Below are 25,829 nucleotides of genomic sequence, written 5' to 3' on the forward strand. Positions count from 1 at the left end.
CGCGCCAATGGTACTCGGGCTCAAGCCCCGGGAGAGTAGGTCACCGCCAAACCTAATAAATACTCAATTCTCTCTAAACAGATAATCCCCATATTCCTGTATGGCAGACAAAGATATTGTCTGCCCATCCGTCGCGGTTTTCGAACGACACGGTCCCGGCGCGCACTTTCGTTTGCAGGTCTTGACAGATGCTACGCGATCATCATCTTCATTGTTGCCCAGCCAATTGTTGATCGAATGCAGCTTGATCCCGCACAACCGTAGGCGAGCTCCTGAACCGCCCGCTAACCGAGGACTGGCTCACCGCCCCATATTTCTAGCAACGCCAAGGCGGGCGGATCGTCTGCGCGGCAGCCATAATCGACGTTGTTGCCAACACAGAGGCGCGGCGTCAAATCATTGGCTTGGGTGTCGGCCCATCAGAAGCCGAAACCTTCCGGATGGACTTCATGAGCGGCTTGAATGCCTGGGGCCTCGACGTCATGAAACTGGTGATCAGTGACGCCCATAGCCAAGAAAGCCGCCTGAGCATGAACTCAGGCCATCTGGGAAATCACACCATCTTGGCGGACGCTACAAATCAAACTTCTGAAGCAAGCTTTACTGCTTGTATTGGTATTGAAGATCGAAATTTTGGTGGAGCCTAGGGGAGTCGAACCCCTGACCTCTTGCATGCCATGCAAGCGCTCTCCCAACTGAGCTAAGGCCCCTGACCGGTCAGCTATCACTCGGATCGCTGCAGTGAGCGGACGTTTATGAGAGCAGCCGGGTGAGTGCAAGTCCAAAATTGCGTGACATGCCGTTTTTCTTGATGACGGAGAAATAGCGATGCTGGGCACAAAAAAAGGGCGGGTCTAGCCCGCCCTTCTAGTGCTAGAATGCCGCCATTCATTCGTCGTCCGAAGACATATCCTTGATGTCGTCCAGCGAAACGCTGTCCTCGTCATCATCGTCCTCGAGGATGTCATCATCCAGATCCATGTCGACCGAATCGTCATCGCTGTCATCCAGCACGATTTCATCGTCATCCGTGGTCTGGCGGGCTTTGCGAGTGGCGGAGTCTTCGGCATCGGCTGCGATCATGCGACCCTTGCCGAGGTCGAGTTCAACGACCTCGCCCGTATACGGGCTAACGATCGGATTCTTGTTCAGGTCATAAAACCGTTTGCCGGTAGTCGGGCAAACGCGCTTTACACCCCATTCTTCCTTGGGCATGTGAAATCCCCTTGATATCTGATGAGTCGCTTCGAAGATTCTGGCCTCGTGCCACATGAGGTGCAGCCTGTCAAAGCCTTTACGCCAAGGGGAGCGTACATATGGGAAAGCACCACCTTCCGGGTACACCTCCGGTGCAGCTGACGCTGCGCCGTTCGGCACGGGCACGACGGATAAGCCTGCGTGTGTCGCAGTTGGATGGACGGGTAACCCTGACTTTGCCGGTGGGAGTTTCCGAGAGTGAGGCCATGGATTTCGCCGAGAGCAAATCGGAATGGATCCGTGGGCATCTGGCCAGACACACACCTCGTCGGCAGACAGGGTATGGGGATTTAATACCGATCGAAGGGGTGCCGACACCTCTCCTTCCAGCGTCCGGCAGCCGTATCTTGTGGCAGGCGAAAGAGCTCCGGGTGCCAGAGGCTGCCATGGGTGCGGGTCTGCATCGTTTCCTGCGCGAGTTGGCGCGCGACCGGCTGGCAGCGGCCTGCGATTTCTATGCAGCCGAACTGGGCCGGCCCTATGCCCGGATCAGCCTGCGCGATACCCGCTCGCGCTGGGGGTCCTGCACCGCCGAGGGGGCGCTGATGTTCTCGTGGCGACTGATCCTGACGCCACCCGCGGTGCTGCGCTACGTGGCTGCGCATGAGGTAGCGCATCTTGCTGAAATGAATCACTCACAACGTTTCTGGGCCGAGGTGACACGCATTCATGGCCCCTATTTGGAGCAGCGCCAGTGGCTGCGTGACAATGGTGCCCAACTGCACAGCTACCTGTTCTAAGTCTGTTGGTCCGAACCGGGCGACTTGCTAAGGTGACCTTAGGGAATGACAGGTCGGGGTGCCATGACCGAACAGGAAAAGCGACGGCTGGCAGCCATCATGATGCTGGATGTTGTCGGCTTTACCCGCCTGATGGGCGAGGACGAGACGGGCACTCTTGCGTTCGTCCTTGATGCGCGCCGTACCTATGTCGAACCGGCGCTGGCACGCCATGACGGGCGATTGGTCAAATTGATGGGTGACGGTGCGCTGGCGGAATTCGCCAGTGTTACCAGCGCGCTTGATTGTGCCTGCGAGATTCAGGCCGCGATGCGGACCCATCCGCTGAAACTCAGGATCGGTATCAACCTAGGAGAGGTGATTGTCGATGAGGATGATATCTATGGCGACGGCGTAAACGTCGCCTCGCGGATTGAGGCCCTGGCCCAACCGGGAGGCATCGCGGTTTCCCGAAACGTGTATGACCAGGCCCGGAAACGAGCCGATCTTCACTTCGTTGATGGCGGCAAGCATATGGTCAAGAACGTGACCGAGCCGGTCGCTGTGTTTCATCTGTCGGCAGAAGGCACCGGCGCCGATGCAGCCCGCGCGCCAGATCCACTCAAGCGCCGTCGCGCGCCTGCTCTTGCACTGGTCCTCCTTGTCATCGCCGCCGTCAGCCTGGGCTATGTCGTGCTGGGTCGCAACGCTGGCAACGAAACGGCCAAGGTTGCCCCGATAGCGGTACCGCCCATTCAGGATCGGCCCTCGCTCGTTGTACTGCCTTTCGCCAACCTGTCGGGCGATCCCGATCAGGCCTATTTCAGCGACGGTATGACCGACAACCTGATCAACGATCTCAGCCAGGTCGGCGGTCTGCTGGTCATTGCCCGCAACACCAGCTTTTCCTTTCGCGACCGACAAGAGGCGATGGACGCCCAGACCGTCCACAAGGTTCTGGGCGTGCGGTATGTGGTCGAAGGCAGCGTGCAGCGGGCCGGCGATCACGTCCGTATCAATGCAAATCTGGTCGATGGCACGACCGGGTTCCAATTGTGGGCCGGACGGCTGGACCGCGAGTTCAGCGATCTCTTCGCATTACAGGATCAGGTCGCCTCGCAGATCATCGACGCGCTCAAGATCGAATTGACACAGGATCAGCGGCGGCGGTTGTCAAAGCGCCATACCGACAATCTGGAGGCCTATGATCTGTTCCTGCGCGCATGGGAGGAGATCTGGCGGTTCAACGATGAATCGCGCAAGGCGGCCCAGGCATATTTGTGGTCCACGCTGGATCTGGATCCGGATTTCGCGCTGGCAAAGGCCATCCTTGCAACGACCTATACCAATCGCACCGGCGTCTCGCTGACCGCCAGCGCCGAATCGCTGGAAACCGCGTATCGGCTCGCCCGTCAGGCGGTGGCGATCGACCCCGAGTTGCCCGCCGTCCATGCCTCGCTGGGACTGGTTCACATGTTTCGCCGGGAATACGACAAGGCCGATGCCTCTTTCGCACAGGCGGTGAAGCTTGACCCGAACTATGCCGATGGTTTCGGAATGCAGGCCTGGAACTGGCATTACGCTGGTGAGCCGGAGCGCGCCCTGGCCGGGTTTGAGCACGCCATGCGCCTGAACCCGCGGGCGCCGTTTCCCTATCTGAATGCAATCGCCGAGGTGCATTTCAGCCTTGGCAACCTGGAAGCGGCGCTGGAGTGGAGCACCGAGGCGCTGGAAAGAAATCCCGAAGCGCTGCGCCAACGTCTGCTGCAAGGCGCGATCCTGACCGAGCTGGGCCAGATCGAGGATGCCGAATGGGAAGTGGTCGAGGCACTTGCGCTTCAACCCGGCATCACGATTGCCAACCTGCCCGATATCTATCCCTATCGCGAAGGTAGCACGCTTGCGCGTCTGGAGCAGGCGTTGCGCGCCGCGGGCCTGCCGGAATGATCCGGTCGGCTTGACGCTGCTCGCAGATGTGATCACAAGGAAACATGCAGAACCCGCGCCCGACCGACCAGACAGCCGCCGCCCATGACCGGGTCTATCGCAGCCTGCGCACCCGCATCATGCATGGCGAAATGTCACCGGGTCAGGCACTGACCCTGCGCGGCATTGGCAAGGAATTCGACGTTTCGATGACCCCCGCGCGCGAGGCGATCCGTCGCCTTGTGGCCGAGGGGGCGTTGTTCCTGTCCAGTTCGGGCCGCGTGTCGACCCCCGAGTTGAGCAGCGACCGGATCGAGGAACTGGCCGCCCTGCGTGCGCTTCTCGAGGTGGAGCTGGCCAGCCGCGCCCTGCCCCGCGCCCATATGGCGCTGATCGACCGGTTGCAGGCGATCAACGGCACGGTGGCCGAGATGGTCTCGAAACGCGATGCGGTGGGGTATATCCGCACCAATCTGGAATTTCACCGCACCCTTTACCTTCGGGCGCAGGCGCCGGCGATGCTGGCCATGGCGGAAACCGTCTGGCTGCAGTTGGGGCCGACGATGCGCGCGCTCTATGGCCGACTACGCCGCACCGATCCGCCGCAATATCACAAGCTGATCATCGCCGCGCTCAAGGCAGGCGATGAACCCGGATTGCGGCTGGCGGTGCGTTCCGACGTGACCCAGGGCCTGCGGCTGTTGGTGACGTGATCGCGTTGCATGGTTGCGCGCCGCTTTGCCTTGGTCATAAGCTGAGACCGGATTTCAACGGGGAGTGACATGATGAACAGGTTTTCGCGGCGCGGAGCGCTGGGGCTGATCGGTGGCGCGGCCACCTTGCCGATGCTGGGAACACCGGCCCTGGCAAATACCAAGATGACGGTCGGCGCGTTGCGCTTCACCAGCCACGCGGCGTCATTCGTCGCTTTTGAACGCGGCTATTTCACTGACGAGGGGCTGGACGTCGAATTCAAGTTTTTCGAGGCGGCCCAACCGATGGCGGTGGCAATCGCCAGCGGTGACGCCGATTATGCGGTCACCGCGATCACCGGCGGCCTGATCAGCCTAGCCGAAAAAGGCGCAGCCAAGGTGATCGGCGGCGCGCTGAGCGAGGAAAAGGGCATTGACGGCCAAATGATCCTGGCCTCGAACGCGGCTTATGACGCGGGGCTGACCAGCGCCGCCGCGCTGGATGGGCGCAGCTTTGCGGTGACGCAGCCGGGCTCGTCCTTCCACTATATGGGCGCCAAGATCGCGGCGGCCGAGGGGGCCTCGGTCAAGTTCACGCCGCTGCAAAAAGTGGGTGCGATCATCGGCGCACTAAAGTCGGGTCAGGTCGATGCCTGGACCATCGTGCCCCATATCGGCAAGGCGCTGTCGGGCGGTGGTGCGGTCAAGCACATCGGCATGGTTGCGGATTATCTGCCCGACTATCAGGTCACCACCGTGTTTACCTCGGCCAGCAATGCATCCGGCGAACGGGCGCAGACCGAGGCGTTCCTGCGCGCCTTCTCGCGCGGGGCGGCGGATTTCAACGCGGCCCTGGTGGACAAGACCGCCGGGGACGAGGCCGGGGTCGAAATGGTCAAGCTGGTGCACAAATATGTCTATGCAGACCAACCCTTCGAGAAGGCCGAGAAATCCATCCGCAACGGCGCGATGCGCCTGAACAAGGATGCGGGACTGAACATGGGTTCGGTCGAGGATCAGCTGGGCTGGTTCAAGTCCGAAGGTCTGGTCAAGGACAGCATCACCACCGAGGTGCTGGTCGACGGATCTTATGCACCGATGATCTGACGGCACATGGAGCTCGCGGTTCGCGGTCTGACCCATCGCTATGGCGACATGGTGGTGCTGGACGATGTCTCGCTGCATATCCCGGCGGGCGAGATCCTGTGCGTGGTCGGTCCGTCGGGCTGCGGCAAGTCCACGCTGCTCAGGATGCTGGGCGGGCTGGAACAACCCGATTGGGGCGAGGTGCTGCAAGGCGGCACCCCGCCCGAGGGCTGTCTGAACCCGCTGACCTATGTTTTTCAGGATTTCGCCCTGCTGCCCTGGCGCAGCGTGGCGGGCAATATCTCGTTGGTGCTCGAAGATCACCGTCTGCCGGGCGACCGGGTGCGCGCGATCATCGAGGATGTGCTGGCCCGCACCCGGCTGTCGGATTTCCACGATGCCCTGCCCCGACAACTGTCGGGGGGCATGAAACAGCGGGTCGCCATTGCCAGGGCGCTGGCGGTGAACCCGGCGGTGATGCTGCTGGACGAGCCGCTCTCGGCGCTGGACGCGCAGACGCGCGAGCTGTTGATGGAGGATCTTGTGGCCCTGTGGGAGCGGCAGCCCTTTACCGGCGTCTATGTCACCCACAACCTGGCCGAGGCGGTGCGCCTGGGTCACCGCATCGCGGTGCTGTCGCGTCGCCCTGGCCGCGTGCGCGAGGTGATCGAGGTGCCGGGGACGCTGTCGGAACGGCATGCAGGGGACGCGGGGCTGGAGGCGATCCAGGCCCATCTCTGGGCACTGATGCGGGACGAGGCGGTGGCTGCCGATCTGGAGTTGCTGGATGCCTGAGATCCGGGTTCCCTTTCGTGGCGGCGGTTTCCGTCCCGAGGCGCGGCGCGGCACTGGCATCGCGGTGTTCGTGCTGCTGCTGTTCCTGATCGAATGGGGCACGCGGACGGGCTGGATCTCCAACCTGACCCTGCCGCGCCCGTCGGACGTGGCCGCGACGCTGAGTGATCTGGCCCGGTCCGGCGCGCTATGGACGCATCTGCTCCCGTCGCTCAGCCGGTTGGCGGTGGGTTCGGTTCTGGGAGTCAGCGCGGGTGTTGGTGTGGGCGTGCTGATCGGGCTCTTCTCTTACATCCGGGCCGGGCTGGTGCCGCTGGTGGCGGCGATCTTCCCGATCCCGAAAATCGCCCTGCTGCCGTTGTTCGTGATCTGGTTCGGCATCGACGAAGGGTCGAAATACGCGCTCATCGCGCTGGGGACCTTCACACCCACGGTGGTGGCCACCTATGGCGCGGTCGACAATGTCGACCGGGGGCTCATTCGCATGGGGCAGAGCTTTGGTTTGGGCTGGTGGTCGATCGTGCGCAAGATCGTGCTGCCCGGCGCGCTGCCCGGTATCCTGTCGGGGCTGCGGGTGTCGCTGGCCATCGGCATCATCCTGCTGGTCGCGGCCGAGATGCTGGGCGCCGAACACGGGATCGGCGCCTATATCCTGCAAGCGGGCGCGCTCTATGATCTTGAGCGGCTTTTTGCCGGTGTTGTCATTTTGTCCTGCCTCGGGGTGCTGACCAGCTGGGCCATCGGCAAGATCGAGAAACGCTTGCTGGTCTGGCGCGGCTGATCGCGGTATCCTGCGGCAAAACAAACGAGCAGGATTCACCATGATTGATCGTCGCCTTTTTACTTTCGGCTTGGGGGCGCTTACGCTTTCGGCCTGTGGCGGGGCTACGACCGCGCCCACCGCCGCACCGGCAGAAGCCTGGCCCACCGTTCCCAACGCGGGCTGGAACGCCTGGGTCGCCTCTTTCAAGGGGCGGGCCTCGGCGCAGGGCATTTCCGCCTCGACACTCGACAGCGCGTTTCGCGGCGCGGGCTATATCCCAAAGGTGATCGAGCGGGACCGCAACCAGACCGAGTTCAAACGCTCGCTGGAGGATTACCTGGCCATCGCGGCCTCGGACGAGCGGATCGCGACCGGCAAGCAGATGCTGGCCCGGCACGGCGCGCTCTTGGGCCGGATCGAGCAACGTTATGGGGTCGACAAGGCGGTGGTGACCGCAATCTGGGGGCTGGAAAGCCGCTATGGAACCCGGCGCGGCGATGTGCCGATCGTCTCGGCCCTGTCGACGCTGGCCTATGACGGTCGGCGCGGCGCGTTCTTCGAGAAGCAGCTGATCGCGGCGATGAAGATCCTGCAAAACGGCGATACGTCACCCCGAAACATGACCGGAAGCTGGGCGGGTGCGATGGGCCATACCCAATTCATCCCAACCTCGTACCTGGCCTATGCGGTGGATTTCACCGGCGACGGGCGGCGCGATATCTGGTCCGAGGATCCGACCGATGCGCTGGCCTCGACCGCCGCCTATCTGGCCAATGCGGGCTGGGTGCGGGGCCAGCCCTGGGGGGGCGAAGTGGGATCCGCCGCCGCCAATTCGGGCACGCCGCTGGCCGTGCTGCAACCGCAGGTGCCGGGACCCAAGATCGCGGTGTTCAAGAATTTCAACGTGATCAAGCGCTACAATAACTCCAACAGCTACGCCATCGGCGTGGGACACCTGTCGGACCGCCTCAAGGGCGGCGGGCCGTTCAAGGCATCGTTCGGGCCGGACGAGACCGGTTTGACGCTGGAAGAGCGCAAGGAGTTGCAGACCCGCCTGAGCGCGGCCGGCTATGATACCGGCGGTGCAGACGGGGTGATCGGTTCGAAAAGCACCGCTGCGATCAGCGACTATCAGCGCGCGCGTGGGCTGGCAGTGACCGGCACACCCTCGGTCGAGCTGTTGCGGATGCTGCGCTGAGCTGAGCGGGGCGGGGGCGCTGCCCCCGTCGCCCGATGGGCGACTCCCCCGGAGTATTTCAGGCGAAATGAAGGGGCGCGCAGCGCCCTTTCCTATGCAGCCAGCCCTTTGGATCCGATATCGAGGAATTTCTGGCGACGATCCTTGATCAGCGCCTCGGCGGATTTGCCCTCAAGCTCCTTCAACATGGCGGAGATGGCGGTGCGTACCGCCTCCATCGCGGCAGCCTTGTCGCGATGGGCACCACCGCGCGGCTCGGGGATCACGCGGTCGACCACGCCCAGTTTCAGCAGGTCCTGCGCGGTCAGGCGCAGCGCTTCGGCGGCCTCGCGCATTTTTTCGGCATTCTTCCACAGGATCGAGGCGCAGCCCTCGGGCGAGATCACCGAATAGATCGAATGTTCCAGCATCGCCACCCGGTTGGCGGTGGCAAAGGCGACGGCGCCGCCCGAGCCGCCTTCGCCGATGATGACCGAGACCAGCGGCACACCGGCGCGCAAGCACATCTCGGTCGAACGGGCGATGGCCTCGGACTGGCCGCGCTCTTCAGCGCCCTTGCCAGGATAGGCTCCCGCGGTATCGACCAGGGTCACCACCGGCAGACCGAACCGGCCGGCCATCTCGATCAGGCGTACCGCCTTGCGATATCCTTCGGGCCGAGCCATGCCGAAATTGTGGGCGATGCGGGACTTGGTGTCGGACCCCTTTTCGTGGCCGATTACCATGACCGGGCGGTCATTGAACCGTGCCAGCCCGCCCATTACCGCCAGATCATCGGCAAAGTTCCGGTCGCCAGCCAGCGGCGTGTATTCGGTGAACAACGCATCGACATAGTCGCGGCAATGCGGGCGTTCGGGGTGCCGGGCCACCTGACATTTCCGCCAGGGGGTCAGATCGCGATAAAGCTCGTCCAGAAGCTTGGCCGCCTTGGCATCGAGCGCCGCGGCCTCTTCTGCCACGTCCATCTCTTCGTTGGCGCGGGCCAGAGCGCGCAGTTCCTCGGCCTTGCCTTCGATTTCGGCCAGCGGTTTCTCGAAATCCAGATACTGGGTCATGGTGCCCTCACGTCGCGGAGTTTCACGCTATATGACCTCAGGTCGCGCAGGATGCAACTCGGCAAGATTTGTGGGACGCTTCGATGGCAATCTGCCGGGGCAGAGGAAACAGGCATCAGGCAATGACAGATTACGAAGGGCGCATCCTGCGGGTGCTGAACTACATCCATGACAATCCGGGCGGCGACCTGTCGCTGGACCAGTTGGCGGATGTGGCGGCAATGTCGCGGTTTCACTGGCACCGGGTGTTCCGGGCGCTGACGGGCGAGACCTGTGCCCAGACGGTGCGGCGGATGCGGTTGCACCGGGCAGCTACCGCACTGGTGCAGACCCGGACGCGGGTGGACGAGATCGCCGCTTCGGTCGGTTATCCCAACCCGGTCTCCTTCGCGCGCGCCTTTGCCGAGGCCTATGGGCAAAGCCCGTCGGCCTTTCGCCGGGCCAATCGGCTGTTGCCGCCTCTGCCCCCCTTCAAGACAGGAGACTATCCGATGCTTCCCGTGGAAATCCGCGATGAACCTGCCCGGCGTCTGGCTGGGATCGCCCACAAAGGGGCCTATGCCACCATTGGCCGCAGCTTCGAGAGTTTTGCGGCCCTGTGCCAGTCCCGCAACCTGTGGCCGCAGATCGCGGACTCGGTTGCGGTCTATCTCGACAGCCCCGACTGCGTCCCCGTGGCGGAACTGCGGTCCTTTGCAGGCGGAACATGGCGCGGCGATGATATCCCGCAAGGGATGGAAGAACACCACCTGCCCGGCGGCAGGACGGCGGTCATGACCTACAAAGGTCCCTATTCCGGGCTTGCCGCCGCCTATCATTCTCTGTTCGGCACATGGTTGCCCGGTTCGGGCGAGGAGCCGGCGGACAGCCCTTGTTTCGAGATTTACCTCAACGATCCGCGCGCGGTTCCACCCGAAGAACTGCTGACCGAAATCTGTCTGCCCCTGAAGTGAGGCCTTGGTCGTGACCAATGAAAACCTGGATGTCTCAATCGACCATCTCGAGGGCTTCGATCTGCGCGCCTTTCGCCATATCGGACCCTATGCGCAGAAGGCCGCGGGATTTGCGCAACTCCTCTCCTGCCTGCCGCCCGATTGGCGGACACGCGGCTGGGGGCCGGTGGTCGGGCTCTACCTGTCCGACCCGACCCGAACCCCGCCATCGCAACAGATCTATCTTGCCGGATGCGCGGTATCGCGGGACACAGGCGAGGTTGCGGGTCTGGAACCGTGGCGCCAGAGGCCCTGTCATTGTGCCATACATCGCCATGTGGGACCCTATGACCAGATTCCGGACAAGTTCCGCAGCCTCTACGAGCGCGAGTTGCGGCGCCTGCGGGTCTGGCCCGATCTTGCGCCGCCTTTCGAGATCTATCACGACGATCCTGAACACACGGCGCCCGAGGCGCTGCGCACCGATCTGTGCATTCCCCTGCGACCCTAGCCGGGCCAGAGCACCGGGTAGAGCGACAAAACAAGCAACCCGGCCATGGTCCAGTTGAATACCGTCAGGCGGCGTGGATTGGTCAGCAACCGCGCCATCTGCTGACCCAGCACGGTCCAGGTGCTGACCGAAGGCAGGTTGACCGCCCCGAAAATCGCGGCAACCACCAGCACCGCCATCAGCGTCTGTCCCGGCGCATAGGCCGAGATCGCGGTCAGCGCCATCGCCCAGGCCTTGGGGTTGACCCATTGAAAGGCCGCAGCCTGAAGAAAGGTCATCGGGCGGCCCGCCTCGGCCCCCCGCTTGGCCGGGGCGGCATTGGCGATCTTCCAGGCAAGATAGAGCAGATAGACGACCGAAGCGTATTTCAGCAGCGTATAGCTGGGCGGCCAGGCGTCAAAGACCTGCACCAGCCCGACGCCAACCATCACCACCATGAAGGTAAAGCCCAGCCCGATCCCCAGCATATGCGGAACCGAGCGGCGAAAGCCGAAATTGGCGCCCGAAGCCATCAGCATCAGGTTGTTCGGCCCCGGCGTTATCGACGAGACAAAGGCAAAGAGCAGAAGGGCGATGAGCAGATCGTATGTCATGCGCAAACTCTTGCGCGGCGCAGGGCAAATGAAATTGCGTTCTTGCGATCGTTCGCTGTAAATTCGCAATCAATGACGAAGATCGACGAAATCAACCGCAAGATATTGCAAGAATTGTCCCGCGACGGTCGGATCAGCAATCTCGACCTTGCGGCGCGGGTGGGGTTGTCGCCCTCGGCCTGTTTGCGCCGGGTGCAGGAGCTGGAACGGGCGGGCGTTATCGCCGGCTACCGCGCGGTGTTGAACCCGGCGGCGCTGGGCATCGGATTTGTCGCCTATATGGGTGTCGGCCTCGGTGAGCATACCAAGGCAGCGCAAGAGCGGTTCGAGCGCGCCGTCGCCCGCGCACCCGAAGTTGTGGAATGCCATAACATCACCGGCACCATCGAATACCTGCTGCGGGTCGAATGCGCCGATCTGCCCAGCTACAAGACCTTTCACACCGATGTTCTGGGCACCCTTCCGCATGTGAATTCGATCACGACCTATGTCGTTATGGGTTCTCCCAAGGACCTGCGCGCCTGAGGTGCGGGGAAAAAGTGATCGTATCGGCCCTTGCCGCACGAAAATTTGATGCCTAGGCTGATCACGAATGCGTTGCCCAACTCCGGCGCCAAGACCGGTCGCGGCGCAGAAAACCGGGAGTGTAACATATGAAAGCGATCTGGATCGGCGCGCTTGCAGGGCTTGCCATGATCTGTGCAGGAGCGTTGTCGGCAGGACCGGCCAAACTGCAACCGGCCAATCCGCAGCCCGGCGGGCTGAAGCGTGGCCTGTCTGTCAGCTATGGATATGCCAGGGAGGGCGAGCACATCCGCCAACTGGCCGAGGCGCGTAGCGTGCTCAAGGCGGGCGCGCAGCGCGGCAAGGCACTGCGCGGGCTAGATTATCGTGACACCGCCAAGGGCGAGAACACGTTAACCTCGAAGCGGGCAGAGAATGTGGCCGCCGCGATCAGGGGTTATATTCGTTTCGATTCTCCGGGTGTTTACGAGATCGACTTCTTCACCAATGACGGGATCGACGCACGTATCGGCGGCCAGAGGGTTGGCCATTTCGACGGACGCCAGACATGCGACAGCACCATCGTCTCCGAAGTCGAGGTGCCGCAGGCCGGCTGGTACAAGGTCGATATCACTTATTTCAACCGCCTCAATACCTCGTGCCTGATGATGCGCTGGGGGCAAAAGGGCAAAGGCATGAAATGGGTCCCGAACGACGTGTTCGGGTATTGAGCCTGCGCTCCAGAACGATCTGAACAACGGGGCCGAGCGGCTCCGTTTTCATGCTCCGGCCCGCTTGAGCGCGGCGCGCAGCGCCAGTTCCGGCGAGGCCAGCACCGGCACATCCGACCGCACCCGCACCCGCGCCTGTGCCCCGGCCATCGAGGCCTGGGCCAGCACCACGGCGCTCAGGTCCGGCTGAGCGGCCAGCGCGCTTTCGACCTGCCCCGCGATTTCGTCAGCAAAGGTATCTCCGTCGCCTTCGGTGAAGAGCGGCCAGAGGTCGGACAGATCCAGATGAGCGATCCGCACCGGAGTGCCTTCGGCGGCAAACGCCGCCTCCAGCAGTGCGGTCGAGGGCGCCCTGGTACTCTCAAGGCAGCAGACCAGCAGGACCGGCCCACCGCTTCGCGCTGCGGCCTGCATCATAGGCGCGTCAATGCGCAAGGCCCCAGCTCGCTCTGCCACACTGCCGATGGTTGTACAGGTGCAGAGCGCCACCGGCGCCTCGGCCAGAGCGGCGGTGATCTCGGCCGCAAGATCGGCATCGATCCCGTTTTGCGCGCGCGCCAGCCAGTCGGGGCGCACCACATGGGTCAGTCGCACCCCCGGCGCGATCCGCGCGGCCAGCGCATCGAAAGTGGCGCGATGCACCTCGGCGGTATGAAACAGGGTCAGGTCAGCCATATGGTCCTCTCCGAATGACAAAGGGCGCCCGATGGACGCCCTTTGCAACATGTATCGTCGAGCGTCAGCCGTTTGCGGCGATCAGTTCCGCCTGGGCCACGATGACCTCGGCCTGCTTGATCGAGGCGATATCGACCAGACGGCCCTTGTAGACGGTGGCACCTTCGCCCTTGGCCTTGGCCTGCTCCATCGCGGCAAGGATTTCACGCGCCTCGGTCACCGCCTCGTCCGAAGGGGTAAAGACCTGGTTGGCCAGCGCGATCTGCTTGGGATGGATGGCCCATTTGCCGACCATGCCCAGCGTCGCCGACCGCTTGGCCTGCGCGATATAGCCCTCGTCATCGCTGAAATCGCCGAACGGTCCGTCCACCGGCAGTACGCCATGGGTACGGCAGGCGGCGACAATGGCGGCCTGGGCCCAGTGCCAGGGGTCGGACCAATGCTTGGCCCCTTCGCGCAGCATGTAATAGTTCTCTTGCGTGCCGCCGATACCGGTGGTCTGCATGCCCATCGAGGCGGCGAAATCCGCCGCACCCAGGCTCATCGCCTGCAAGCGGGGGCTGCTGGCCGCGATCTCTTCGACATGGGCGATGCCGGCGGCGGATTCGATGATCACCTCGAAGCTGATCGGCTTGGTCCGGCCCTTGGCACGCTCGATGGCGGTCACGAGCGCATCGACAGCATAGACATCAGCCGCACAGCCGACCTTGGGGATCATGATCTGGTCGAGCCGGTCACCTGCCTGTTCCAGCACATCCACCACGTCGCGATACCAATAGGGCGTGTCCAGACCGTTGATCCGCACGGACATATACTTGTTGCCCCAGTCGATCGTGTTCAGCGCCTCGATCACATTCGCCCGCGCGCTGTCCTTGTCGCTGGGCGCCACCGAATCCTCGAGATCGAGGTTGATGACATCCGCCGCCGAGGCCGCCATTTTCACAAACAGCTTGGTGTTCGACCCGGGCCCGAACAACTGGCAACGATTGGGGCGCGCAGGCGCGGCGGGCTGAATGCGGAAACTCATGGGTAGACCTTTCGCCAGGTAAGGAAATTGCGATTTTTCTGCCCTGTTGGGTATTAAATTACACCTCCGCGCGCAAGGCTCTTTCTGCACATGCAGCATTGGCCGCTCGGCGAGTTGTCGCGCAACGCTGCAGCGCCCTGTTGACAAGAGCGCATTCGGCAATAACGGTCGCTCAACTTTCGGAGTTTCTTCCATGAACAAACCCACTGCCCTGCCAGCGAACCAACGGCTTCGCATCAATCTGCTGCGCCTGGCTTTCTTTGCGATGCTCCCCTTGCTGGTGTTCTCCAAATCCGCCTGGCTCCACCCTGAATGGCTGTTTGATCTGTTCGAGGTTACCGGTGTCTTTCTGGTCATCGCTGCGGTTCTGGGCCGGTTCTGGTCGATTCTATACATCGGGGGACGCAAGAATTCAGAGGTCATGCAGGATGGTCCCTACAGCATGTGCCGCCATCCACTCTATTTCTTTTCCTGCATGGGTGCGGTCGGCTTTGGCCTGATGCTGGGCAGCGTTGTGCTGACTGCGGTTCTCGGAGCCGCGACTTTCTCCATTCTCTCGGCGACCGCGGCGCGTGAAGAAGCGTTTCTGCGGACCGAATTCGGAAAGAGATACGACGACTACGCCGCACGAACACCCCGGATCCTGCCACGCCCCTCGCTGTTTCACACGCGCTCCGAGATCACCTTCAACGTCGAAACATTGCGACGGAACTTCTTTGATGCTCTGGTATTTCTCAGCTTCATTCCCTTGGCAGAACTGCTGGAGGGATTGAAGGAAGGTGCACTCGTTCCGACCTTCCTGATCTACTGACGATCAGAGGTTTTCGCAAAAATCTTGCACGCATGTTTACCTGCTTAGAAGAACTTTCGAAAAATTTTGGGGTGTGGTGCAGAATTCGGTGATTTTTCGAACGACTTTCAACTAGCCTTCGCCGGTATTCAACTGGAGACCTGCGATGATCGAGACACCGTATCTGCTGTTTTTGGGCGATGCCCCCGACCAACTCGCGGCCAAGGTCGCCGTGGGCATCAAGGACTGGCGCCCGGAGAACGCCGTGGGCCAGTATCGGATGGAAGGGTGCAAGGCCGATCTGGGGCTGACCGACATGGATCTGGCCCAGGCCCGCGAGGCCGGCGCCAAGACGCTGGTGATTGGTGTCGCCAACCGCGGCGGCGTGATCAGCCAGGACTGGAAAAAGGTGCTGGTGATGGCACTGGAAGAGGGGTTCGACCTGGCTTCGGGCCTGCACAACCTGCTGCGCGACGAACCCGACCTGGTTGCCGTCGCCGAAGCTTGCGGGCGCAAGCTGCATGATGTGCGTATCCCCTCGGTGAAATACCCGATCGCCAATGGCGTCAAGCGCAAGGGCAAGCGTTGCCTGGCCGTGGGCACCGACTGTTCGGTGGGCAAGATGTACACCGCGCTGGCCATGGATGCCGAGATGCGCGAGCGGGGCATGAAATCGACCTTTCGCGCCACCGGCCAGACAGGCATCCTGATCACCGGCGACGGTGTGCCGCTGGACGCGGTGATCGCCGATTTCATGGCCGGCTCGGTGGAATGGCTGACACCTGACAATGACGAGGACCACTGGGACCTGATCGAGGGTCAAGGCAGCCTGTTCCACGTCTCCTATTCCGGGGTGACGATGGCGCTGATCCATGGCGGCCAGCCCGATGCGCTGATCCTGTGTCACGAACCGACCCGCGAGCATATGCGCGGACTGCCGGGGTACCAGTTGCCGACGCTGGAGGCGGTGCGCGATATGGCGCTGTCGCTGGCCAAGGTCGCCAATCCCGCATGCCAGGTGGTCGGCGTTTCGATCAACACCCAGCACATGAGCGAAGACGACGCCCGCGCCTATCTGGCCAGCGTCGAGGCCGAGATGGGCCTGCCCGCCACCGATCCGTTCCGCTTTGGCCCGGGTAAATTGGTGGATGCCCTGGCTGCGATGTGATCTAACGCCCCGGCGGAGGCACGAGAGATTTTTCGACGAAAAATCTCGCCTCCGGCGGGAGTATTTGAGGCAAAGTGAAAGGAACGGGCAGCATGAAGATCGAGGTAACGCGCGACGTTTTCCGTTTGGCGCAGGTGTTCACGATCTCACGCGGCTCGCGGACGGAAGCCAAGGTTCTTACGGTGCGGGTCTCCGACGGTGTGCATCAGGGCTGGGGCGAATGCGTTCCCTACGCCCGCTACGATGAAACGCTCGAGTCGGTCGAAACCGAGATCGTAGGCTTGCCGGGCGAGATCACCCGCACTGCCCTGATGGACCTGCTGCCTGCGGGAGCCGCGCGCAACGCGGTCGATTGCGCCCTCTGGGATCTCGAGGCCAAGCGCGCTGGCAAGCGGGTGTGGGAACTGGCTGGGCTGCCCGAACCAAGGCCCGAGATCACGGCCTATACCCTGTCGCTCGACACCCCCGAGGCGATGCAGGCGCAGGCCGCGAAGAACGCGCATCGCCCCTTGCTAAAGATCAAGCTGGGGACTCCCGATGACATGCAGCGCCTCGAGGCGGTGCGCGCCGGGGCACCTGGCGCGAAAATCATTGTCGACGCAAACGAGGGTTGGTCTGCTGAGGTCTATGCCGACCTGGCACCGCACTTGGTGCGCCTGGGGGTGGCATTGGTCGAGCAGCCCCTGCCCGCAGGTCAGGACGACGCCCTGATCGGCATGGAGCGCCCGGTGCCTGTCTGTGCCGACGAAAGCTGTCATGACCGGAGCAGCCTTCCCAAGCTGAAGGGCAAGTATGACGTGGTCAACATCAAGCTCGACAAGACCGGCGGGCTGACCGAGGCGCTGGAGCTGCGCCGTGCAGCCCTCGCCGAAGGCTATGACATCATGGTGGGCTGCATGGTTGGCTCGTCGCTGGCAATGGCGCCGGCGACACTGGTGGCGCAGGGCGCTCTGGTCACCGATCTGGATGGCCCATTGCTGCTGGCAGAGGATCGCGAGACACCACTGATCTTCGACGCTGCTGGTGTGCATCCCCCGAGCGCCACGCTCTGGGGCTGAGCGACAGGACCGCTGGCGATGATGGCATGGGTCATTTTGACGGGCGTCTGTCTTGCCTGTTTGACTGGCCTGGGGCTCTTGCGCTGGCGTGACCTCCGGGCCGATAGGGCCGAGGCGCTGCGTTTGCAGGCGTTCCAGCCAGCGCCGCCCCGCCGGTTCGATCCGGCGATGGTTGCCGATTTGCCCGATCCTGCCCGCAAGTTCTTTCTCTGGGCCATCGAGCCGGGCGCCGAGCTGTTTACCGTCGCCGCATTGGAGATGCAGGGCCGGTTCGGTATGGGGAACAAGGCGCACCCGGGCTACATGCCGATGACGGCGCGGCAAACCCTTGCCAGCCCTCAAGGATTCGTCTGGTCCATGCGAGCCGGGCAAGGCCTGCGTCGGATGTCGGGCTCGGATAGCGCCGGCGGGACCCGGTTTTGGCTGGCCGGGCTGGTGCCTGTCGCCCGCTTTGGCGGCACGCAAGATCATCGCCGCTCGGCCTTTGGCCGCTATGCCGCTGAGGCGGTGATGTGGACACCAGCGGCGGTTTTGCCGCGGCCGGGCATCACATGGCAGGGTATCGACGCAGAGACCGCGCGCGTGATCATCGCGCATGACGGAATGGAGCAGGCGATCGAGATGACCGTGGATGCCGAAGGCGCGCCACAAAAAATCGTCTTTGAGCGCTGGAGCAATGCCAATCCTGAACGCCAGTGGCGTTTGCAGCCATTCGGCGCCTTCCTGTCCGCCCCCCAAAGTTTTGCTGGTATCCGGATCCCGACCCATGTCGAGGCGGGTAATCACTTCGGGACCGATGCCTATTTCCCGTTTTTCATAGTCGATGTCACCGGTCTGCGGTTTCCGCCGCCCGCTCGAACTTGACGCTGCCCGCCAATCGCCGCAAGAGACTGCATGTCCCAGAGGAGCCACACATGACCCGTACCGTTTACGTTAATGGCGAATACCTTCCCGAGACCGAAGCCAAGGTTTCCATCTTTGATCGCGGATTCCTGATGGCGGATGCCGTCTATGAGGTGACCAGCGTGCTGGATGGCAAGCTGATTGATTTCGACGGGCATGCGGTTCGTCTCAAGCGCTCGCTGGACGAGCTGGAGATGGCCGAGCCCTGCTCGCGCGAGGAGCTTCTGGAAATCCACCGCAAGCTGGTCGATCTGAACGGCATCGTCGAGGGATTGGTCTATCTTCAGGTCTCGCGCGGTTCGGACGGGGATCGCGACTTTGTTTTCCCGGCGGCAGGCACGCCGCCTTCGCTGGTTCTGTTTACCCAGTCCAAGCCTGGCCTGGCCGACAGTCCGGCGGCCAGAAAAGGGGCCAAGATCATCTCGATCGAGGATATTCGCTGGGGCCGCCGCGACATCAAGACAGTGCAGCTGCTCTATCCCTCGATGGGCAAGATGATGGCCAAGAAGGCCGGATGCGACGATGCTTGGATGATCGAGGATGGATATGTGACTGAGGGCACCTCTAACAACGCCTATTTCGTCAAGAACGGCAAGATCGTCACCCGGCCTTTGTCCAATGACATCCTGCATGGCATCACCCGCAAGGCGGTGCTGCGGCTGGCGCAAGAGGCCCAGATGGAGGTCGAGGAACGGCTCTTCACCATTGACGAGGCGAAATCTGCGGATGAGGCCTTCACCACCTCGGCGAGCGCCTTCGTGATGCCGGTGGTCGAGATCGACGGCGCCACATTGGGTGACGGAACGCCCGGACCGATCGCCCGCCGCCTGCGCGAGATCTACATTGATGAAGCGCGAAAGACCGCGATCTGAAAGGGTTCCGGCCTGAAGCCTGCCAAAGCCACCCTGTCGGGTGGCTTTTTGCATATGCCGGGGTGACCCGCCAGCCCACAGCGTCACCACTTGCGGTTCTGCGACCGCTGGGCAAGGTTGATCGGACAGCCGTTCGTCGCGAAGACGGAGGCAACCGGGAAAGGGCCGAAATGAGCGAGTTCCAACCACGTTTTGGCGGATTTGAACAAAAGGTGCGCGACAGCTTTGCGCGTCAACCGGTGATGGCGACACTGGGCGCCCGGATCGACACCCTGTCGCCGGGCCGGATCGAGCTGAGCATGCCCCATGATCCGGCTTTTGCCCAACAGCACGGATTTCTGCATGCGGGTATCGTTTCGACCGTGCTGGACAGCGCCTGCGGCTATGCGGCCTTTTCCCTGATGGAGAAAGAGGCGGCGGTGCTGACCGTGGAGTTCAAGGCCAACTTTCTGAATCCGGCCCAGGGCAAAACATTTGTCTTCCGGGCCGAGGTGGTAAAACCCGGCCGCACCCTGACCGTGGCCACCGCCACAGCCTATGCGAAGCAGGATGGTCAGGAGCGGGCGATTGCCACCATGACCGCAACCCTGATGGCCTTGGTCGGACGCAGCTGCGTCACCGGATGACGCGCGCGTTTCAGCCCCGGTCGGTCACGTTTTCCTTGAACGCCACCTCGAAAGCGGCCTGTTTATCGGCATTCGCCTCGGTCTGATACTTGGCTTTCCATTCGGCCATCGTCATGCCGTAATAGATCTCGCGAGCCTCGTCCTTGCCCATCTCGATCCCCTTTTCACCAGCGGCTTCCTGGTACCAGCGGGCCAGGCAGTTGCGGCAGAACCCGGCCATGTTCATCAGGTCGATATTCTGCACGTCGGTGCGGTCCTGCATCAGGTGCTTTTGCAAACGGCGAAAGGCTGCTGCCTGGATTTCGATTTCGGTTTGCTTGTCCATGTCGTGGCTCCGGAGGTTGAGGGCGACGGCGCGCGTTTCAATGTCTCGACAAATCTGAGGGTAGCGCCGTTTTCCGTCTCGGAAAACGGCCCGGAAAACGTATCGTTTTCCGGCCCCCGCACAAGGTCAAAGACCACTATCGACCAGCGCGCCCTGCAAGATCGGCACCAGTCGTTCGGCCCAGGCATGTTGCCCGGCATGATCCCCGATCAGGTCGTTACGCAGTTCGATCAGTGCGTTGGGTCGACCAAAAGCTGTACAGTGGGTGTCGATGGCATCACCCGGCAGCACACCTGTATAGGGCTGGTTCACACCGACGCAGAGGTCCCGTTCCGCTTGCAGGCGCGCAATCAGGGGATCGGAGAAACGCCGATCCGCTGTATGCAGCACACCAACATGCCAGGGCCGCGGCTCCCGGCCGCGCAGTTGACGGGTAAACGAATGCATCGACACCAGCACCACACCGGGCGGTGATGCCAACTGTGCCAGCGCGTTGTGATAGGGCCGATAGCACATGTTCAGCCGGCGTTCGCGTTCGGCGGCATCCGCGTGGCGGTTGCCGGGAATGATCGAGCCGTCATAGAGCTTCATCAGCAGCGTCGGATCGTCCTCGCCCCGGTTCGGGTCGATCACCAGCCGCGAGAAATTCGCGGCAATCACAGGTGCCTCGAGCATCTCGCCCAGCAGGCGCGACACTTCGTAGGCACCCACGTCATAGGCGATATGGCGCTCCATGTCCTCGCGCGCCAAACCCAGGTCGCCGCCGCAGATATCAGGCGGTACCGTGTTGGTTGCATGGTCGCAGGTGATGAGCCAGCGTGAACGCCGATCCTCGCCGTGGATAAAAAACGGGGTGTATGTCATGGGCCTGTCATCTAGTTTGCCGCAGGTGTAGGACAGTTGCCGACAAAAGGGAATTGCGCCATAACGAGCGCGATGGATGTTTGCGGTAACAATGCTTGAGCAAGGGAGCGGTCGGTCATGCGTCGCCTGAGAAAAGTGAAAATCGTGGCAACGCTGGGACCGGCGTCGGAAACCTATGAGACGATCCGTGCGCTGCACGAGGCCGGGGCCGACGTGTTCCGCCTGAACATGAGCCACGGCACCCATGACGAGATCCGCGCCAAGCACCAGATCATCCGGCAGGTGGAGAAGGATCTGGACAGTCCGATCGCCATTCTCGCCGATCTTCAGGGCCCCAAGTTGCGGGTTGGAACCTTTGCCAACGACGCCGAGGACCTGGCTGAGGGCGCGGCGTTCCGGCTTGATCTGGACCCCGCGCCGGGCGATGCCAAACGTGTCTGCCTGCCGCATCCCGAGATTTTCCAGGCGCTGGAACCCGGCGCGCATCTGCTGGTCAACGATGGCAAGATCCGGCTGAAAGTGACCGATTGCGGCCCCGACTTCGCCGATTGCACCGTAATCACCGGCGGCACCATCTCGAACCGCAAGGGGGTCAACGTGCCCGACGTCGTCCTGCCCTTGGCGGCACTGTCGGAAAAGGACCGTGGCGACCTGGAATTTGCCTGCCAGTTGGGCGTTGACTGGCTGGCGCTCAGCTTTGTCCAACGCGCACGCGATGTGTTCGAGGCGCGCAGCCTGGCCGATGGACGCGCCGCGATCCTGTCGAAGATCGAAAAACCCGCCGCGGTCGAGGAATTCGATGCCATTTTGGATGCTTCGGACGGGATCATGGTGGCGCGCGGCGATCTCGGCGTGGAACTGCCTGTCGCGGCGGTACCGCCCATCCAGAAACGGTTGGTGCGCCGCTGCCGCGCCGCCGCCAAACCGGTGATCGTGGCCACCCAGATGCTGGAAAGCATGATCGAAAGCCCGATGCCCACCCGGGCCGAGGTGTCCGACGTGGCCACCGCCATTTACGAGGGCACCGACGCCATCATGCTCAGCGCCGAGTCCGCGGCCGGTCAGTATCCGATCGAGGCGGTGCAGACCATGGACAAGGTCGCCATCGAGGTCGAGGCAGACCCCACCTATAGCCAGATCATCGCCGCCTCACGCACCGCCAAGGGCAGCACAATTGCCGACGGGATCGTCGCCGCCGCCCGCGAGATCGCGGAAAAGACCGATATCAAGGCGATCTGCTGCTTTACCCAATCGGGCACCACCGCCCTGCTGACCGCGCGCGAACGCCCGGGAGTACCGATCATCGCCATGACCTCGCTTTTGGCAACCGCCCGGCGGCTTTGCCTCAGCTGGGGATGCCACTGCGTGATTACCCCGGAACTGGAGCGGTTCAAGGGCGCCGTGGTGAATGCCGCGCGCGCCGCGCGCGCAGGTGGTTTCGCCATGGAGACCGATCAGATCGTGGTGACCGCCGGCGTGCCCTTCAACGTACCGGGTACCACCAACATCCTTCGGGTTGCCCCCTGTGACGAACGTTTGATCTATAACACCGACCCGGGCTAAGCTTGCACCGCAAGGAGGAGGGCCCGACATGGACGCCGATCTGATCCTGGTGATAAGCATGGTCGTTGCCGCATTGTCGATTCCGGCCATGGTTTCGGCCTACAGCGAGGCCCGCCGCCCGATCGCCGCCTTTGTCACCCTGATCATTGCCGGGGGCATGGCGGTCCATGCCGTTCGGACCAAACCGGGCGGCTATTCCCTGGCCGAGATCCCAGAGGTGTTCTTTTCGGTTCTGGCCCGTTTCATCTCCTGAAACCCGGGAAAAACCGCTTGCCTCGGACGCGCTTTCTGCGTAAACGGCGCCTCTATTCGCGCGACCGGCCGGTGTGGCATGCCGAGTCGCGCGCAAACCGAACCCAAAAAGGAGACGGAAATGCCCAAGATGAAGACCAAATCGAGCGCCAAGAAGCGCTTCAAGGTGACCGCAACGGGTAAGGTCAAGGCAGGTCAGGCCGGCAAACGCCACGGCATGATCAAGCGCACGACCAAGTTCATCCGCGACGCCCGTGGCACCACCACCCTGTCCGCCCCCGACGCCAAGATCGTCAAGGGCTACATGCCCTACGACCGCTAAGAGGAGATTTGAGAGATGTCCCGCGTTAAAGGTGGAACCGTAACCCACGCCCGTCACAAGAAAGTCCTCAAGGCCGCCAAAGGGTACTATGGCCGCCGCAAGAGTTCGTTCAAGGTGGCAACCCAGGCCGTCGACAAGGCCAACCAGTATGCAACCCGTGACCGCAAGGCCCGCAAGCGGAACTTCCGCGCGCTGTGGATCCAGCGGATCAACGCCGCCGTGCGCAGCCACGACGAGGCGCTGACCTATTCGCGCTTCATCAACGGCCTGAACCTGGCCGGCATCGAAGTGGACCGCAAGGTCCTGGCCGACCTGGCCGTGCACGAGCCCGAAGCCTTTGGCGCCATCGTCGCCAAGGCCCAGGCCGCGCTGGCCGCCTGATACCTCGCATCAGACGAGAGACAGTGAAGGAAAGGCCGCCCCCCGGGGCGGTCTTTTCGTTTCATGGCAAAGACCAGCATGGGCCTTCGGCATCTTCCCCATTGGTCGGGCGCCCTGATTTGGACACTGGATCACAAGCCTCGTCGTGCCGACACAATCAATCTTTCGCCAGGATATCTCGGGCCACCGCCCTGCCCGACAAAACGGCGCCATGTGCCGTGCCGAAATAGCGGGCTGAAGTCGCCTCGCCCGCGAACCAGATTTTTCCGTCCCAATCCGGTCCTGCCAGTTCCGCGCGCGTGGAGGGGCGCGTACCTACGGCATTATAGCTGTAGCTGCCGAGCGTGTGCCTGTCCTGCCCCCACCTTGTGGCCTGGGCCGCGCGCGGTGCCGGAAAACCCGACCCGAACATCGAGCGGAGCGCCTCCCGAGCGGCCGCGACGGTATCGCGGTCGCTCAGGCTTTCCACTTCGGTCGCCGCATCGGCAGCATTGAAACCCACCAGGACAGGTGCCCTTAGTGTCCGGGCAAGCGATACCCATTCGCCCCATAGGCCGGGCCTGGGGCCAAGCCAGCCGATCCAGTCGACATCGTCTGGCCAATGGATGCCATCGAAGCGCAGCCAGCATTTGTTCAAAAGACCCATCCGCAGGCTGCGGGACGCAGCAACGCGATCCTGCGCCAGTGGTTCGGCAAACCGGATGCGCCCGGATTGCAGCACGCCCAGCGGCAGCGTGCAAACGATCACATCGGCGTCGATCCGGCCGCCATCCGCAAGGCGCACGTGTCCCGGAGCGATCCCGGTCACTTCGGCGGAAAGTCGAATATCGAGACCCCGCGCCAGATAAGCAACAATCTGGTCGAACCCGCCCGGAAACAGCGCATCCTGTCCCCCGAATTCGGCATCCTCTTGGCCATACCAGGCTGAAAGCTGCCTGGCGGGGGCGCCATATTCCTGCTCAAGCGTGCTATTGACGAGGTAGAGTACAAGCCTGCGCAACCCCGCATCCGCGCCTCGCCAGCCCGAGGAAGCCTCCAGCGCGTCCAGGACAGACATGTCACGCGACTTCCGATCGGCCTCTGCCAGCGCCCCGCGCAGAATGCGTTCGGCACCACGCAAGTCCGGGTCGATATCGCGCCCGTTTGCATCCTTCAGGATGGCGGCATCGTAGCGGGTGGCCACGACCCGTGCCCCCGCCTCGCGCGCCAGGGCGGTCAGAGGATTGCCGCGCTGGCCGTGAATCCAGCTTGCCCCAAGGTCCATCGGCAAATCCGGCCAGACGCGAGAGGTGTGAATGCGACCGCCGATGCGCGATCGCGCCTCGACAACAGTGACGTTCCGCCCGGCATCGCGCAGGACGCGGGCCGCCGACAAGCCCGCCAGCCCGGCGCCGACAACCAGAATGCGACCCTGCGGTTGACCGAGCACACCCCGTGCCCCAAGGCCGAGCGCCCCCAATCCTCCGATGGCTGCGAGAACCTGACGTCTGGTCGATGCGGTCGTCATGGAGAGGCTGCCCATTTGTCACATTCACAGACACGGGCAGATCCGGCCCTCGGTCGATGCTAGCATCATTTGGGACGCGTGTCTTTGCTCCCCTCCAACTCTTGGTCTGCGCAGTCGCTCACCACATCCGCGACTTGGCGTATTCGGCATAGCCCGCGTCATAGTCCTCGGCGGCGAAGCCGTCGTCCTGTTCACGCAGGAACTGTCCCGCCGTGGGGACCAGCCCGCTTTCGTCGCCCCGCGTCCAGAGGCCCGAGCGCATCAGCGCCTTGGCGCATTGGAAATACATCTCGCCCACCTGGATCACGATGACCGTTGCGGGCTGGCGCCCCTTGCGCTCGAAACTGGCGCGGGCCTGAGCGTCAGGGGTCAGAAAGGCGGTACCGTTCACCCGCACCACGTTCTGACAGCCGGGCACCATGAACATCAGGCTCACCCGGTTGTCGCGCACGATATTGCGCAAGGAGTCGATCCGGTTGTTGCCGCGCCAGTCGGGCAGCCACAGGGTGGCATCGTCGACAATGCGCACCACCGGGCCGTCATCACCGCGCGGGCTGGCATCGGTGCCCTCAGGCCCCACCGTCGACAGCACGCAGAACCGTGCGGCCTCGATCCATTGACGGTAGAGCGGGCTCAGCCTTGTACGCACCTTGGTCAGCGAAGCGGGCACCGCCGCGTCGTAAAGGGTTTCAAGCTCGGTCATGTCGGTTATGGGGCGCATCGGCAGATCCTTT

Annotated in this window: 30 protein-coding genes, 1 tRNA gene and 1 pseudogene; 22 read left to right on the forward strand and 10 right to left on the reverse strand. The window is 62.9% G+C overall.

All coding sequences use genetic code 11. The features are described 5' to 3' along the window. Positions 1 to 335 precede the first annotated feature (335 nt). Positions 336 to 647: pseudogene (locus MB818_RS17115) on the forward strand (transposase); the annotation flags it as partial. On the opposite strand, the gene MB818_RS17120 reads toward MB818_RS17115, so the two are convergent. Beyond that, positions 635 to 710: transfer RNA gene (locus MB818_RS17120), tRNA-Ala, on the reverse strand. The pseudogene MB818_RS17115 and the gene MB818_RS17120 sit on opposite strands and share 13 nt — an antisense overlap. A 178-nt stretch (positions 711 to 888) precedes the next feature. Next, positions 889 to 1,215 (reverse strand): TIGR02300 family protein, encoded by a 327-nt coding sequence (locus MB818_RS17125; protein WP_234138735.1) that lies wholly within the window; start codon positions 1,213 to 1,215, stop codon positions 889 to 891. Between the two features lie 101 nt (positions 1,216 to 1,316). Between MB818_RS17125 and MB818_RS17130 the strand changes: the two genes are divergently transcribed. The 7 genes from MB818_RS17130 to MB818_RS17160 all read left to right on the forward strand — a co-directional run bounded on the left by MB818_RS17130 (position 1,317) and on the right by MB818_RS17160 (position 8,436). Next, positions 1,317 to 1,997, forward strand: coding sequence for a M48 family metallopeptidase (locus tag MB818_RS17130; protein WP_234163725.1), 681 nt, complete (start codon positions 1,317 to 1,319; stop codon positions 1,995 to 1,997). Positions 1,998 to 2,060: 63 nt separating this feature from the next. Beyond that, on the forward strand, positions 2,061 to 3,923 hold the full coding sequence (locus tag MB818_RS17135; protein WP_238905846.1) for an adenylate/guanylate cyclase domain-containing protein: 1,863 nt from the start codon (positions 2,061 to 2,063) through the stop codon (positions 3,921 to 3,923). 44 nt (positions 3,924 to 3,967) lie between these two features. After that, positions 3,968 to 4,615 (forward strand): GntR family transcriptional regulator, encoded by a 648-nt coding sequence (locus MB818_RS17140; RefSeq protein ID WP_234138738.1) that lies wholly within the window; start codon positions 3,968 to 3,970, stop codon positions 4,613 to 4,615. A 72-nt stretch (positions 4,616 to 4,687) separates the two neighbouring features. Continuing rightward, positions 4,688 to 5,701 (forward strand): ABC transporter substrate-binding protein, encoded by a 1,014-nt coding sequence (locus MB818_RS17145; RefSeq protein WP_234138812.1) that lies wholly within the window; start codon positions 4,688 to 4,690, stop codon positions 5,699 to 5,701. 6 nt (positions 5,702 to 5,707) lie between these two features. Then, positions 5,708 to 6,475, forward strand: coding sequence for an ABC transporter ATP-binding protein (locus MB818_RS17150; RefSeq protein ID WP_234144550.1), 768 nt, complete (start codon positions 5,708 to 5,710; stop codon positions 6,473 to 6,475). Next, on the forward strand, positions 6,468 to 7,256 hold the full coding sequence (locus tag MB818_RS17155; RefSeq protein WP_234163724.1) for an ABC transporter permease: 789 nt from the start codon (positions 6,468 to 6,470) through the stop codon (positions 7,254 to 7,256). The genes MB818_RS17150 and MB818_RS17155 overlap by 8 nt, the downstream gene beginning before the upstream one ends. A gap of 40 nt (positions 7,257 to 7,296) precedes the next feature. After that, positions 7,297 to 8,436, forward strand: a complete 1,140-nt coding sequence (locus MB818_RS17160; protein WP_238905847.1) for a lytic murein transglycosylase — start codon at positions 7,297 to 7,299, stop codon at positions 8,434 to 8,436. Positions 8,437 to 8,528: 92 nt separating this feature from the next. On the opposite strand, the gene MB818_RS17165 is transcribed toward MB818_RS17160, so the two are convergent. Continuing rightward, positions 8,529 to 9,491 carry an acetyl-CoA carboxylase carboxyltransferase subunit alpha gene (locus MB818_RS17165; RefSeq protein WP_238905849.1) on the reverse strand — a complete coding sequence of 321 codons (963 nt, stop codon included), beginning with the start codon at positions 9,489 to 9,491 and terminating at the stop codon, positions 8,529 to 8,531. Between the two features lie 122 nt (positions 9,492 to 9,613). Between MB818_RS17165 and MB818_RS17170 the strand changes: the two genes are divergently transcribed. Together MB818_RS17170 and MB818_RS17175 are read left to right on the forward strand one after the other, a co-directional pair. After that, a complete protein-coding gene (locus MB818_RS17170) occupies positions 9,614 to 10,444 on the forward strand; it encodes an AraC family transcriptional regulator (RefSeq protein WP_238905851.1) in 831 nt (276 codons plus the stop codon). 10 nt (positions 10,445 to 10,454) lie between these two features. After that, positions 10,455 to 10,934: an AraC family transcriptional regulator gene (locus MB818_RS17175; protein WP_238905853.1), complete on the forward strand. Its 480-nt coding sequence runs from the start codon at positions 10,455 to 10,457 to the stop codon at positions 10,932 to 10,934. Here the strand turns inward: MB818_RS17175 and MB818_RS17180 are convergent. Beyond that, positions 10,931 to 11,527: a LysE family translocator gene (locus tag MB818_RS17180; protein WP_234144556.1), complete on the reverse strand. Its 597-nt coding sequence runs from the start codon at positions 11,525 to 11,527 to the stop codon at positions 10,931 to 10,933. The two genes, MB818_RS17175 and MB818_RS17180, sit on opposite strands and share 4 nt — an antisense overlap. A 72-nt stretch (positions 11,528 to 11,599) precedes the next feature. On the opposite strand from MB818_RS17180, the gene MB818_RS17185 reads away from it, so the two are divergent. Next, on the forward strand, positions 11,600 to 12,052 hold the full coding sequence (locus MB818_RS17185; protein ID WP_234167704.1) for an Lrp/AsnC family transcriptional regulator: 453 nt from the start codon (positions 11,600 to 11,602) through the stop codon (positions 12,050 to 12,052). Between the two features lie 128 nt (positions 12,053 to 12,180). Next, on the forward strand, positions 12,181 to 12,762 hold the full coding sequence (locus tag MB818_RS17190; RefSeq protein ID WP_234138747.1) for a PA14 domain-containing protein: 582 nt from the start codon (positions 12,181 to 12,183) through the stop codon (positions 12,760 to 12,762). Between the two features lie 48 nt (positions 12,763 to 12,810). Here the strand turns inward: MB818_RS17190 and MB818_RS17195 are convergent, their stop codons facing one another. Then, positions 12,811 to 13,437, reverse strand: a complete 627-nt coding sequence (locus tag MB818_RS17195; protein ID WP_234138748.1) for a hypothetical protein — start codon at positions 13,435 to 13,437, stop codon at positions 12,811 to 12,813. Positions 13,438 to 13,501: 64 nt separating this feature from the next. Then, positions 13,502 to 14,464 (reverse strand): L-malyl-CoA/beta-methylmalyl-CoA lyase, encoded by a 963-nt coding sequence (locus MB818_RS17200; protein ID WP_234138749.1) that lies wholly within the window; start codon positions 14,462 to 14,464, stop codon positions 13,502 to 13,504. A gap of 46 nt (positions 14,465 to 14,510) precedes the next feature. Between MB818_RS17200 and MB818_RS17205 the strand changes: the two genes are divergently transcribed. From MB818_RS17205 to MB818_RS17230, 6 genes are all read left to right on the forward strand, one after another. Next, positions 14,511 to 15,275, forward strand: coding sequence for a methyltransferase family protein (locus MB818_RS17205; RefSeq protein ID WP_234138750.1), 765 nt, complete (start codon positions 14,511 to 14,513; stop codon positions 15,273 to 15,275). Between the two features lie 145 nt (positions 15,276 to 15,420). After that, positions 15,421 to 16,422, forward strand: coding sequence for an N-acetyltransferase DgcN (gene dgcN / locus MB818_RS17210; protein WP_234138751.1), 1,002 nt, complete (start codon positions 15,421 to 15,423; stop codon positions 16,420 to 16,422). A gap of 92 nt (positions 16,423 to 16,514) precedes the next feature. Continuing rightward, positions 16,515 to 17,480, forward strand: a complete 966-nt coding sequence (gene dgcA, locus MB818_RS17215) for an N-acetyl-D-Glu racemase DgcA (protein WP_234178021.1) — start codon at positions 16,515 to 16,517, stop codon at positions 17,478 to 17,480. An 18-nt stretch (positions 17,481 to 17,498) separates the two neighbouring features. After that, positions 17,499 to 18,344: a DUF6544 family protein gene (locus MB818_RS17220; RefSeq protein WP_238905855.1), complete on the forward strand. Its 846-nt coding sequence runs from the start codon at positions 17,499 to 17,501 to the stop codon at positions 18,342 to 18,344. A gap of 50 nt (positions 18,345 to 18,394) precedes the next feature. Further along, on the forward strand, positions 18,395 to 19,255 hold the full coding sequence (locus MB818_RS17225; RefSeq protein ID WP_234138754.1) for a D-amino-acid transaminase: 861 nt from the start codon (positions 18,395 to 18,397) through the stop codon (positions 19,253 to 19,255). 170 nt (positions 19,256 to 19,425) lie between these two features. After that, positions 19,426 to 19,881 carry a PaaI family thioesterase gene (locus tag MB818_RS17230; protein WP_234178020.1) on the forward strand — a complete coding sequence of 152 codons (456 nt, stop codon included), beginning with the start codon at positions 19,426 to 19,428 and terminating at the stop codon, positions 19,879 to 19,881. Between the two features lie 10 nt (positions 19,882 to 19,891). Here MB818_RS17230 and MB818_RS17235 read toward each other — a convergent pair whose 3' ends face one another. Continuing rightward, a complete protein-coding gene (locus MB818_RS17235; RefSeq protein ID WP_234163713.1) occupies positions 19,892 to 20,206 on the reverse strand; it encodes a DUF1244 domain-containing protein in 315 nt (104 codons plus the stop codon). A gap of 126 nt (positions 20,207 to 20,332) precedes the next feature. Next, positions 20,333 to 21,070 carry an N-formylglutamate amidohydrolase gene (locus MB818_RS17240; protein WP_234163706.1) on the reverse strand — a complete coding sequence of 246 codons (738 nt, stop codon included), beginning with the start codon at positions 21,068 to 21,070 and terminating at the stop codon, positions 20,333 to 20,335. Between the two features lie 117 nt (positions 21,071 to 21,187). Between MB818_RS17240 and pyk the strand changes: the two genes are divergently transcribed. The 4 genes from pyk (at position 21,188) to rplT (ending at position 23,588) form a co-directional block, all read left to right on the forward strand. Next, positions 21,188 to 22,633 carry a pyruvate kinase gene (pyk, locus tag MB818_RS17245; protein ID WP_234182464.1) on the forward strand — a complete coding sequence of 482 codons (1,446 nt, stop codon included), beginning with the start codon at positions 21,188 to 21,190 and terminating at the stop codon, positions 22,631 to 22,633. 28 nt (positions 22,634 to 22,661) lie between these two features. Beyond that, a complete protein-coding gene (locus tag MB818_RS17250) occupies positions 22,662 to 22,886 on the forward strand; it encodes a hypothetical protein (protein WP_234170744.1) in 225 nt (74 codons plus the stop codon). A gap of 120 nt (positions 22,887 to 23,006) precedes the next feature. Beyond that, positions 23,007 to 23,207 (forward strand): 50S ribosomal protein L35, encoded by a 201-nt coding sequence (gene rpmI, locus MB818_RS17255; RefSeq protein ID WP_234138760.1) that lies wholly within the window; start codon positions 23,007 to 23,009, stop codon positions 23,205 to 23,207. Positions 23,208 to 23,222: 15 nt separating this feature from the next. After that, complete coding sequence (rplT, locus tag MB818_RS17260; protein ID WP_093034506.1) at positions 23,223 to 23,588, forward strand: 50S ribosomal protein L20; 366 nt, start codon at positions 23,223 to 23,225, stop codon at positions 23,586 to 23,588. A gap of 157 nt (positions 23,589 to 23,745) precedes the next feature. Here rplT and MB818_RS17265 read toward each other — a convergent pair whose 3' ends face one another. Further along, entirely contained in the window at positions 23,746 to 25,095 is a 1,350-nt protein-coding gene (locus MB818_RS17265; RefSeq protein WP_238905857.1) for a flavin monoamine oxidase family protein, read from the reverse strand. A 118-nt stretch (positions 25,096 to 25,213) separates the two neighbouring features. Then, complete coding sequence (locus MB818_RS17270; protein ID WP_234144568.1) at positions 25,214 to 25,816, reverse strand: pyridoxamine 5'-phosphate oxidase family protein; 603 nt, start codon at positions 25,814 to 25,816, stop codon at positions 25,214 to 25,216. Positions 25,817 to 25,829 lie beyond the last annotated feature (13 nt).

Source organism: Ruegeria alba, assembly GCF_022321465.1.
GTDB lineage: Bacteria > Pseudomonadota > Alphaproteobacteria > Rhodobacterales > Rhodobacteraceae > Ruegeria_B > Ruegeria_B alba.

Coding starts and splice junctions, on each gene's coding strand:
- MB818_RS17135 (WP_238905846.1), top strand. CDS start 2,061: ATGACCGAACAGGAAAAGCGACGGCTGGCAGCCATCATGATGCTGGAT.
- MB818_RS17180 (WP_234144556.1), bottom strand. CDS start 11,527: ATGACATACGATCTGCTCATCGCCCTTCTGCTCTTTGCCTTTGTCTCG.
- MB818_RS17235 (WP_234163713.1), bottom strand. CDS start 20,206: ATGGACAAGCAAACCGAAATCGAAATCCAGGCAGCAGCCTTTCGCCGT.
- MB818_RS17195 (WP_234138748.1), bottom strand. CDS start 13,437: ATGGCTGACCTGACCCTGTTTCATACCGCCGAGGTGCATCGCGCCACT.
- MB818_RS17165 (WP_238905849.1), bottom strand. CDS start 9,491: ATGACCCAGTATCTGGATTTCGAGAAACCGCTGGCCGAAATCGAAGGC.
- MB818_RS17250 (WP_234170744.1), top strand. CDS start 22,662: ATGGACGCCGATCTGATCCTGGTGATAAGCATGGTCGTTGCCGCATTG.
- MB818_RS17230 (WP_234178020.1), top strand. CDS start 19,426: ATGAGCGAGTTCCAACCACGTTTTGGCGGATTTGAACAAAAGGTGCGC.
- MB818_RS17185 (WP_234167704.1), top strand. CDS start 11,600: ATGACGAAGATCGACGAAATCAACCGCAAGATATTGCAAGAATTGTCC.
- dgcN (WP_234138751.1), top strand. CDS start 15,421: ATGATCGAGACACCGTATCTGCTGTTTTTGGGCGATGCCCCCGACCAA.
- dgcA (WP_234178021.1), top strand. CDS start 16,515: ATGAAGATCGAGGTAACGCGCGACGTTTTCCGTTTGGCGCAGGTGTTC.
- rpmI (WP_234138760.1), top strand. CDS start 23,007: ATGCCCAAGATGAAGACCAAATCGAGCGCCAAGAAGCGCTTCAAGGTG.
- MB818_RS17155 (WP_234163724.1), top strand. CDS start 6,468: ATGCCTGAGATCCGGGTTCCCTTTCGTGGCGGCGGTTTCCGTCCCGAG.
- MB818_RS17220 (WP_238905855.1), top strand. CDS start 17,499: ATGATGGCATGGGTCATTTTGACGGGCGTCTGTCTTGCCTGTTTGACT.
- MB818_RS17150 (WP_234144550.1), top strand. CDS start 5,708: ATGGAGCTCGCGGTTCGCGGTCTGACCCATCGCTATGGCGACATGGTG.
- MB818_RS17130 (WP_234163725.1), top strand. CDS start 1,317: ATGGGAAAGCACCACCTTCCGGGTACACCTCCGGTGCAGCTGACGCTG.
- MB818_RS17170 (WP_238905851.1), top strand. CDS start 9,614: ATGACAGATTACGAAGGGCGCATCCTGCGGGTGCTGAACTACATCCAT.
- MB818_RS17140 (WP_234138738.1), top strand. CDS start 3,968: ATGCAGAACCCGCGCCCGACCGACCAGACAGCCGCCGCCCATGACCGG.
- MB818_RS17125 (WP_234138735.1), bottom strand. CDS start 1,215: ATGCCCAAGGAAGAATGGGGTGTAAAGCGCGTTTGCCCGACTACCGGC.
- pyk (WP_234182464.1), top strand. CDS start 21,188: ATGCGTCGCCTGAGAAAAGTGAAAATCGTGGCAACGCTGGGACCGGCG.
- MB818_RS17265 (WP_238905857.1), bottom strand. CDS start 25,095: ATGACGACCGCATCGACCAGACGTCAGGTTCTCGCAGCCATCGGAGGA.
- MB818_RS17200 (WP_234138749.1), bottom strand. CDS start 14,464: ATGAGTTTCCGCATTCAGCCCGCCGCGCCTGCGCGCCCCAATCGTTGC.
- MB818_RS17270 (WP_234144568.1), bottom strand. CDS start 25,816: ATGCGCCCCATAACCGACATGACCGAGCTTGAAACCCTTTACGACGCG.
- MB818_RS17225 (WP_234138754.1), top strand. CDS start 18,395: ATGACCCGTACCGTTTACGTTAATGGCGAATACCTTCCCGAGACCGAA.
- MB818_RS17160 (WP_238905847.1), top strand. CDS start 7,297: ATGATTGATCGTCGCCTTTTTACTTTCGGCTTGGGGGCGCTTACGCTT.
- rplT (WP_093034506.1), top strand. CDS start 23,223: ATGTCCCGCGTTAAAGGTGGAACCGTAACCCACGCCCGTCACAAGAAA.
- MB818_RS17145 (WP_234138812.1), top strand. CDS start 4,688: ATGAACAGGTTTTCGCGGCGCGGAGCGCTGGGGCTGATCGGTGGCGCG.
- MB818_RS17240 (WP_234163706.1), bottom strand. CDS start 21,070: ATGACATACACCCCGTTTTTTATCCACGGCGAGGATCGGCGTTCACGC.
- MB818_RS17190 (WP_234138747.1), top strand. CDS start 12,181: ATGAAAGCGATCTGGATCGGCGCGCTTGCAGGGCTTGCCATGATCTGT.